General features: G+C 63.9%; 8 protein-coding genes and 1 pseudogene. 4 read left to right on the top strand and 5 right to left on the bottom strand.

Annotation, left to right across the window (positions count from 1 at the left end):
- The 3 genes from AC5E6N_RS21975 to AC5E6N_RS21965 form a co-directional block, all read right to left on the bottom strand.
- Positions 1–307: alpha/beta hydrolase (locus AC5E6N_RS21975; RefSeq protein WP_491749812.1), on the bottom strand; the 307-nt coding region annotated here is incomplete at its 3' end.
- A 221-nt stretch (positions 308–528) separates the two neighbouring features.
- Complete coding sequence (locus AC5E6N_RS21970) at positions 529–675, bottom strand: DUF1127 domain-containing protein (RefSeq protein ID WP_491749811.1); 147 nt, start codon at positions 673–675, stop codon at positions 529–531.
- 137 nt (positions 676–812) lie between these two features.
- On the bottom strand, positions 813–2,003 hold the full coding sequence (locus tag AC5E6N_RS21965) for a CaiB/BaiF CoA transferase family protein (RefSeq protein ID WP_491749810.1): 1,191 nt from the start codon (positions 2,001–2,003) through the stop codon (positions 813–815).
- A gap of 144 nt (positions 2,004–2,147) precedes the next feature.
- Between AC5E6N_RS21965 and AC5E6N_RS21960 the strand changes: the two genes are divergently transcribed.
- Positions 2,148–4,730 carry a plasma-membrane proton-efflux P-type ATPase gene (locus AC5E6N_RS21960; protein WP_491749809.1) on the top strand — a complete coding sequence of 861 codons (2,583 nt, stop codon included), beginning with the start codon at positions 2,148–2,150 and terminating at the stop codon, positions 4,728–4,730.
- Here AC5E6N_RS21960 and AC5E6N_RS21955 read toward each other — a convergent pair.
- Complete coding sequence (locus tag AC5E6N_RS21955; protein ID WP_491749808.1) at positions 4,690–5,301, bottom strand: TetR/AcrR family transcriptional regulator; 612 nt, start codon at positions 5,299–5,301, stop codon at positions 4,690–4,692. The two genes, AC5E6N_RS21960 and AC5E6N_RS21955, sit on opposite strands and share 41 nt — an antisense overlap.
- 99 nt (positions 5,302–5,400) lie before the next feature.
- Between AC5E6N_RS21955 and AC5E6N_RS21950 the strand changes: the two genes are divergently transcribed.
- Together AC5E6N_RS21950 and AC5E6N_RS21945 are read left to right on the top strand one after the other, a co-directional pair.
- A complete protein-coding gene (locus AC5E6N_RS21950) occupies positions 5,401–6,189 on the top strand; it encodes a crotonase/enoyl-CoA hydratase family protein (protein WP_491749807.1) in 789 nt (262 codons plus the stop codon).
- Between the two features lie 74 nt (positions 6,190–6,263).
- On the top strand, positions 6,264–7,097 hold the full coding sequence (locus tag AC5E6N_RS21945; RefSeq protein ID WP_491749806.1) for a polyphosphate kinase 2 family protein: 834 nt from the start codon (positions 6,264–6,266) through the stop codon (positions 7,095–7,097).
- A gap of 21 nt (positions 7,098–7,118) precedes the next feature.
- Here the strand turns inward: AC5E6N_RS21945 and AC5E6N_RS21940 are convergent, their stop codons facing one another.
- A complete protein-coding gene (locus AC5E6N_RS21940; RefSeq protein WP_491749805.1) occupies positions 7,119–7,481 on the bottom strand; it encodes a putative quinol monooxygenase in 363 nt (120 codons plus the stop codon).
- A 135-nt stretch (positions 7,482–7,616) separates the two neighbouring features.
- Here AC5E6N_RS21940 and AC5E6N_RS21935 point away from each other — a divergent pair.
- Positions 7,617–7,981 (top strand): annotated as a pseudogene (locus AC5E6N_RS21935) (hypothetical protein); the annotation flags it as partial.

Raw genomic sequence — 7,981 nt, 5'->3', positions numbered from 1 at the left:
TGATCAGCACCAGCCCGCGCGCCGGCCCCTGGGCGGCGACTTGCTGGGCGATGAGGGCCGCGACCGCGTGACCGACAATGATCGGCGGGCTGTCCAGCGTTTTGACAAAGGCTGCAATATCCTTGGTGTAGTCCATGATACTGGTGTCGGCAAAAGCCGGATCGGGGTCCGCCTTCGGGTCGCCGTCATGGAAGCGGAGCGCCGGGGCGTGGCAGGTCCAGCCGCGCTCCTCGAAGAAGCGCCGGTAATTTTCCATACACCAAGGCCCCGCAAAGGCCCCATGCAGCAGAACGACATGTTTTTCCATCCAAGCGCCTCCCGACAGCAAAAATCCGAAGCCCGTATTGTCCCGATCAGGACCGGCCTGTCAGGATGGCTGATTATAGCGCTTTTTGACGAAAGAGAACGGGTTATGGCACATCGCCGGAAGACGACCGGCACAAATGCAAAGCGGTTATCCGCGTGTCCAGAAACGAAAACGGGCGCCTGGTTTGTCCAGCGCCCGTTGGCGTGTTTACAGCATCTGTCTTATTCGCCGATCTTGCGACGGACATAGTCGTCAATCTGGCTTCTCCTCAGGCCGAGATCGGCGAGAGAGTGGTCAGAAAGCGAACGCAGGTGGTAGGCTGTACGGTTTCGCTTTTGCCAAGTATAAAACTGATCCAGGATAGACATGACTTTCTCCTTTCCTGATCTGTTCTTTTGTATGTGGTGGCGAATTGTGGCAGCGTCTGCCTAAATTGTTTATGCAGCCGTGAAGAAGCGCCAAAACTTGATTCGGTCGCGTAATGGTCATTGGTCGGCGGTGCCGTCTATCCGGCCTGCACCGCCGCCCCGCTCGCCTCGAGCTCAGCGATCTCAGCGTCATCGAAGCCGTGTTCGGCGAGGATTTCGCGCGTCTGACCGCCAAGCAGCGGCGCGCCCATGCGGTTTTCCGGGGCGGTCCCGGAGAACCATGCCGGACTGCGGGCCTGGCGAAGCCGCCCGGCCTGCGGATGGTCCAGTTCGACGATCAGGCCGTTGGCCGCGACCTGCGGATGGCGCACCACCTCGCTACGCGTCAGCACCGGCGCGCAAGGGACATCCGCCGCCTCAAGCCTTTCCAGCCACTCGGCGCTGCCGCGCTCTTTCAGGATCGACTGGATGAGGTTCAGCCGCTCGTCCTTGTGGGTCTCGCGTCCCTCCGCCGTTTTGAAGCGCTCGTCTTCCAGAATGTCCGGGCGCTCGGCAGCATGGGCAAAGGCCTGCCACTCCTTGTCCTGCATCACCGCGACGCTGATATAGCCGTCCGTCGTCTCGTAAATGAGATCGATGAAGGACTGCGCCGTTTCGCTTTCGCCTTCTTCGCCGACAAAGGTATGCCGCCCCATATCCGAGGCCCACAGAAAGGCAACGACCGTGTCGAGCATCGAAAGGCGCACATGCTGGCCCTTGCCGGTGCGGGCACGCGACAGCAGCGCGGCGGTGATCGCCTGCGCCGCCTGAACGCCGGTGAGCTTGTCGGGAAGGATCGTCCTGACAAGCCGCGGACGCGCCTCGTCCGAGCCGGCCTGCACGGTGGTGAGGCCCGAGACCGCCTGGATCAGCGGGTCGAACACCGGCTTTGCCGAATAGGGCCCCTCAAAGCCGAAACCGGCGATGGAGACATAGATGATCTCAGGGTTGACCTCCCGGATCGCCGCTTCGCCGACACCGATCCGTTCCGCGACGCCCGGCCGGAAGTTCTGCACGATGACATCGGCATCGGCCGCAAGCCGCTTCAGGGCGGCGAGCCCGTCCGGCGTTTTGAGGTTGAGGACGATCGAGCGCTTGTTGCGGTTGTTGTTGACGAAGGATGCGGAAAAGCCGCCGCGCCGCTTTGCCACCCGCCGTGCATGATCGCCCGCCGGCGCTTCCACCTTGATGACGTCGGCGCCCTGATCGGCCAGCGTGCGGGTGGCCAACGGACCGGAAACCATCGAAGTCAGGTCGATCACTTTGAAGCCGTCGAGCGGTCCGGACATGCGTGTTTCTCCCTTGAGGCCCGATCATATAGCGGGAGCCGGCGCATGCGCCATAGCGTGTCACTGCGAGAATTGTCGTTTTCCGGCTTCATTTCCACTGCAGATTGTCCATACTTCAGGCACAGCCATTTGCGGGGAATGCGCATGAACACGTCAGCCGAAGCCGGTAACAACAAGGGCACGGATCTTGAATCCATGCCGGTCGACGCAGTGCTTGAAAAGCTCGGTTCGGATGCGGATAAGGGCCTGACGGACGGCGAGGCGCAAAAGCGCCTGACGCAATACGGGCCGAACGCGCTGCCGGAAAAACATGTCAGCCTAGCGGCGAAGATCATCAGATATTTCACCGGGCCGATCGCCTTCATGATCGAGGCGGCGGCGCTGGTCTCGGCCTTCCTCGGGCGCTGGGACGATTTCATCATCATCGTCGGCCTGCTTGTCTTCAATGCGAGCCTTGAGCTCTGGCAGGACATGAAGGCGTCCAATGCGCTTGCGGCCCTGAAGAAAAGCCTCGCGCCGCATGCGACGGCCCTGCGCGACGGGGCTTTCGCGACCGTCGATGCGGCAACGCTCGTGCCCGGCGATATGGTGAAGATCCGCCTCGGTGAGATCGTCCCGGCCGATTTGCGGCTTGTGGCAGGGGATTATGCGTCGATCGATCAGGCGGCGCTGACGGGCGAATCGCTGCCCGTCGCCAAGAAGCCGGGCGACGAGGCCTATTCCGGCTCGGTGGTCAAACAGGGTGAGATGACGGGCGTCGTCATCGCCACCGGGCCGAACACGTTCTTCGGCCGCACGGCAACGCTGGTCGCCGGAGCGGGCGCCGTCAGCCATGCCCAGCGGGCGATGTTCCAGATCGGCAATTTCCTAATCGCCGTCGCCGTCGTCCTGGCGCTCATCATGGTGGCGGTGCAGGTCTGGCGCGATATCGTCGTCGCCGACAATTGGGGCGTCGCCGATGCGCTCGACATCCTGCAATTCGTTCTGATCCTGCTGGTCGCCTCCATTCCGGTGGCGATGCCGGCAGTCTTTTCCATCACCATGGCGCTCGGCGCGCTGGCGCTGTCGAAGGAAAAGGCCATCGTCTCGCGTCTTGCTTCCATCGAGGAAATGGCGGGCGTCGACATATTGTGCTCCGACAAGACGGGCACGCTGACCAAGAACCAGCTGTCCATCGGCGATCCGGTGCTCCTCGATGCAAAAGACCCGCAGGATGTGGTGCTGGCCGCGGCCATCGCCTCGGAACGGGAAAACAGCGACGTGATCGACAGCGCGGTGTTTGCGGCGCTGAAAAACCCCATCGCGCGCGACGCCTATCATGTGACGAGTTTTACGCCCTTCGACCCGGTTTCCAAGCGCACCCTTGCCGAGGCGTCCGACGAAAAGGGCAGGAAGATCAATGTCGCCAAGGGCGCGCCGCAGGCGATTGTCGAACTCTCAAAACCCTCCGCCAAGGTGGCCAAAAAGGTCGAGGAGACGGTGGCCGCTCTCGGCGCGCGCGGCTATCGCGCGCTCGGCGTTGCCCGGTCCGAGGACGGCGGCAAGAGCTGGAGCCTGCTCGGCATCCTGCCGATGTTCGATCCGCCGCGCGACGATTCAAAGGCCACCATCGAGAAGGTCCGCGCCAAGGGCGTGACGGTCAAGATGGTGACCGGCGACGACACGGCGATTGCCCGCGAGACGGCCCGCCAGCTCGGTCTCGGCGCCAATATCATCGCCGCCGCCGATGCCTTCCCCAAGGATATGGATCCCGATCACGTGCCCGCCAGGATCGCCGATTCCATCGAAACGGCCGACGGTTTCGCCCGGGTCTTTCCCGAACATAAATATGCCATCGTCAAGGCGCTGCAGCAGCGCGGCCATCTGGTGGCGATGACCGGCGACGGCGTCAACGACGCCCCGGCGCTCAAACAGGCCGATTGCGGCACCGCCGTCTCCGGCGCGACGGATGCGGCGCGCGGCGCGGCGGCGCTGATCCTGACGGCGCCCGGCCTTTCCGTCATCGACAACGCCATCGACGAGGCGCGGCGCATCTTCGGCCGCATCACCTCCTACACGATCTACCGCGTGGCGCTGACCATGGACATCATGTTCCTGGTGGTGCTTTCCACGATCTTCCTCGGCTTCCAGCCGCTGACGGCGATCATGATCGTCATCATGTCGCTGCTCGACGACGTGCCCATCATGACCATTGCCTATGACAACACGGCCGTGTCGCAAAAGCCGATCCGCTGGCGCATGCCGCGGCTGCTCTCGGTCTCGGCCGTGCTCGGCTTTGCCTCCATCGTCCAGTCCTTCGGTCTGCTGCTGATCGGCTTCGCCGTGATGAAGCATCCCGGCCTGCAAAGCTATTTCGGCCTCACCGACGAGGCACATCTGCAGACCGTCATGTTCCTGCAGCTTGTCGCCGGCGGCCATCTGCTTTTGCTGGTCACGCGCACCCATCGCTGGTTCTTCGAGCCGCCGTTTCCGGCCCGCCCGCTGTTTCTCGCGATCCTTGGAACCCAGTTCCTCGCCGTGCTCATGTGCGGTTTCGGCTGGATCGTGCCGCAGATTTCCTGGACGGCGATCGTCTGGATCTGGGTCTATCTGCTGGTCTGGCTGGTGATCCTCGGCGCTGTCCGCGTCGCCATGGAGCGGGCGATCGACAACCGCCTGTCGCACCGCGAGCGCCTTGCGGAGATCGTCAATGCGCCGCTCCACCACCACCGGAACCTGCATCGCTAGCCGGATTTGCTTCAATCAGCGCCGCGGCGGCCTTGCCGGCCGCTTCGAAATAGGCCGGGTCGTGGTGAACGAGGGTGACGGCAAACGCGCCGTCCATCAACAGCGCCACCTGCCGGGCAAGGAGCTCCGGGTCTTCAAGGCCGGCTTCCTCGAACGCGCCGGCGAGCCAGGCCTCGACCCGCTTCTTGTGCGCCGAGGCCGCCTTGATCGCCGGATGGCCGGGCATGTTGGCAAGCTCGCCCGCCGTGCGCAGGAAGGCGCAGCCGCGCCATTTGGCCCGCCGTCCGGCCTCGGCAAGCCGCAGGAACAGCGCCTCGACACGGGTTGCCATATCGCCCCCGGTCTCGCCGAACCAGACCTCGAAGACCGCAAGGTTGGGCGCATCGCGCGATTGCAGGTAATGCGTGATGAGATCGTCCTTGCTGCGGAAGTGGTAGTAGAGCGTGCGTTTCGTCACGCCCGCCTTCTGGGCAATGGCGTCGACGCCGGTCGCGCGGATGCCGTCGGCATAAAACATCAGATTGGCGGTCTTGAGGATATGGGTCCTCGTCCTTTCGCCGTCCCGGGGCATGGATATCGGCCTCCAGATCGTATGTATACCGACCAGTTAGTTTAAAAACAGATAGCACGGCGCTAACCTGTCTGCAAGCGACACCGGAAGGAGCCCGATATGACGGATGACGTGCTGATGGAAACGCGCGGCGCGGTCGCGCTTTTGACCCTCAACCGGCCGGAAAAGCTCAACGCGCTCAACTATGCGACCATCGACCGGCTGATGCAGCGCCTCGATGCGGTCGAGGCGGACCCGGCCCTGCGCGCCGTGATCCTGACCGGGGCAGGGCGGGCCTTCTCGGCCGGCGGCGACATCCCCGAATTCACCCAGAGCATTGCCGTCGGTCCGGATGTCGCCTTGAGAGAGTTTGTCCATCCCGGTCAGGCGATGACGGCCCGCATCGAGGCGTTCGAGAAGCCGGTCATCGTCGCCGTCAACGGGCTTGCCTATGGCGGCGGCTGCGAGGTGACCGAGGCGGCGCATCTCGCCGTGGCGGCGGAAAGCGCCCGTTTTGCCAAGCCGGAAGTGGCGATCGCCATTCCGCCGACCTTCGGCGGCACCCAGCGCCTGCCGCGCCTTGCCGGCCGCAAGCGCGCGCTGGAACATCTCTTGACCGGCGATCCCTTCGATGCGCAGCGCGCGCTGGAGATCGGTATCGTCAACCGCATCGTGCCGGACGGGAAGGTGGTGGAGGCCGCCTTCGAACTCGCCGAGCGCATCCTGCGCCATTCGCCGCTCACCGTCGCCCGTATTCTGAACGCCGCGACCCGCGGCCTCAACATGCCGATCGACGAGGGCTTGCGCGTCGAGGCCGCCGCCTTCGCGCGCATGGCCGCGACCCGCGATGTCCATGAGGGCCTTGCCGCCTGGATCGAGCGCCGTGACCCGCACTACAGCGGCGAATAGACGAACTAATCCATAGCGCGTAGCCCTGCGCCGTTCTATCATCCCTCTGCAACCCATGCGGAAGGAACGCGCCGGTGGACTATTCCGAACGCCTGATCGTCAAACCCGGAACCAGGGTCAGCCTTGCCGACATCGATCCGGGTTTCCACGGCCACAATGAGAGCCATGAAAAGGCGATGCCCGAGCTCGGCGAGGCGCTTGCCGGCATCACCCGCCTGCAGGAACTGCTGTATGCCGAGAAGAAACACGCCCTGCTCATCGTGCTGCAGGGCATCGACGCCGCCGGCAAGGACGGCGTGTGCTGGCATGTCATCCAGGCGATGAACCCGCAGGGCACGCGCGTCACCGGCTTCAAGCAGCCGAGTGCGCAGGAGCGCGCCCATGATTTCCTCTGGCGCATCCACAAGGCCGTGCCCGGCCTCGGCCAGGTCGGCGTCTTCAACCGCTCGCACTATGAGGATGTGCTGGTCGTGCGCGTGCATGGCCTGGCGCCCAAAAATGTCTGGGAAAAGCGCTACGACGCCATCAACGCCTTCGAGCGCCAACTGAGCGAGGCCGGCGTCACCATCCTCAAATTCTTCCTGTGGATTTCCAGGGACGAGCAGCTTGAGCGCTTCAGGAAACGCCTCGACGATCCGGCCCGCCACTGGAAGATTTCCGAGGCTGATTATGCCGAGCGCGAACTGTGGGACGATTACGTCAAGGCCTATGAGGCGATGCTGTCGAAATGTTCGACCGACCATGCCCCCTGGTATGTCATCCCGTCGAACCACAAATGGTTCCGCAACCTCGCCGCCTCCCGCATCATCCTGGAAACCTTGGAGGGCATGAAGCTGAAGGCTCCGGAGCCGACGGTGGATCTGGGTGAGATCCGCGCCAAGTATCACAGGGCCGAGGAGGAGGGGTAAGGCGCCCGCCGCTCTGAGCGCTCAGCGCCTGAAGCCGCCCGCCGGGTGCATGAAGACCGCCCCGGTCCCGCCGAGCATCTGTTTCAGCGCCGCATCGGGCGCGCCGAACACGACCATGCCCGCCGGCTCGACCAGCTCCATCAGCCGTGCGGCATAGTGCGTGTTGAAGGCATCGAGATGGTCGCTCGCGGCTTTGCTGTCGCGGTAGCGCTCGTGCACCTGCGCCCGCTTGCCGTCCTCGCTGATCGTCCATTCATAGGCGAGCGTGCCCGGCTCGGACCTTTGCGTGTTCTCGCACATCTCCGCGATCATGGCCTTGACCCGTTCGAGTGCGCCCTCCTTGATCTTCGAAGAAAACACCCAGGACACTTCCTCTGCGCTCATGACGTCCTCCCTGCGACGAAAGCAAACACCCTATTATAGCTATGGGGCGCCAAGAAGGCATTGCGGGCGGGCGGCCCGGGCGCTATTTCGCTATTGCAAGGCAGGACCGGCAACACACCAACACAAGGACGCACCATGGACATCTACAAGGCGGGCAGCCGGCCGACGGGCTCGGGCAGCGCCGATTATTTCACCGGCACGGTCACCACGGACCCGATCGTCTCGGCGCCCGAACCGGCACGCGTTGCCGCGCTGCGGGTCAAGGCCCAGGCGAAAGGCCGGGTGAGGGTCATCGTCGGGCTGAGAGCCGAAGCCAGCTCCGGGGCTTCGCCCAAAAGCAGCTTCAAGGATGCGGCGGCGCGGGCGGCGATGGTGAGCCGGGTCGATCGAGTCCAGCAAACGCTGTTGATCAGAATGATCGGCTACAGCGTCTCGTCCGTCAAAAGGTTCAAATACATTCCCTACCTGGCGATGGAAGTGGATGCGGCAGCGCTGGAGGC

The organism is Hoeflea sp. (assembly GCF_984452065.1).
The sequence above is the reverse complement of the archived record's forward strand: the minus strand, read 5'-3'. Positions and strand labels throughout refer to the sequence as shown.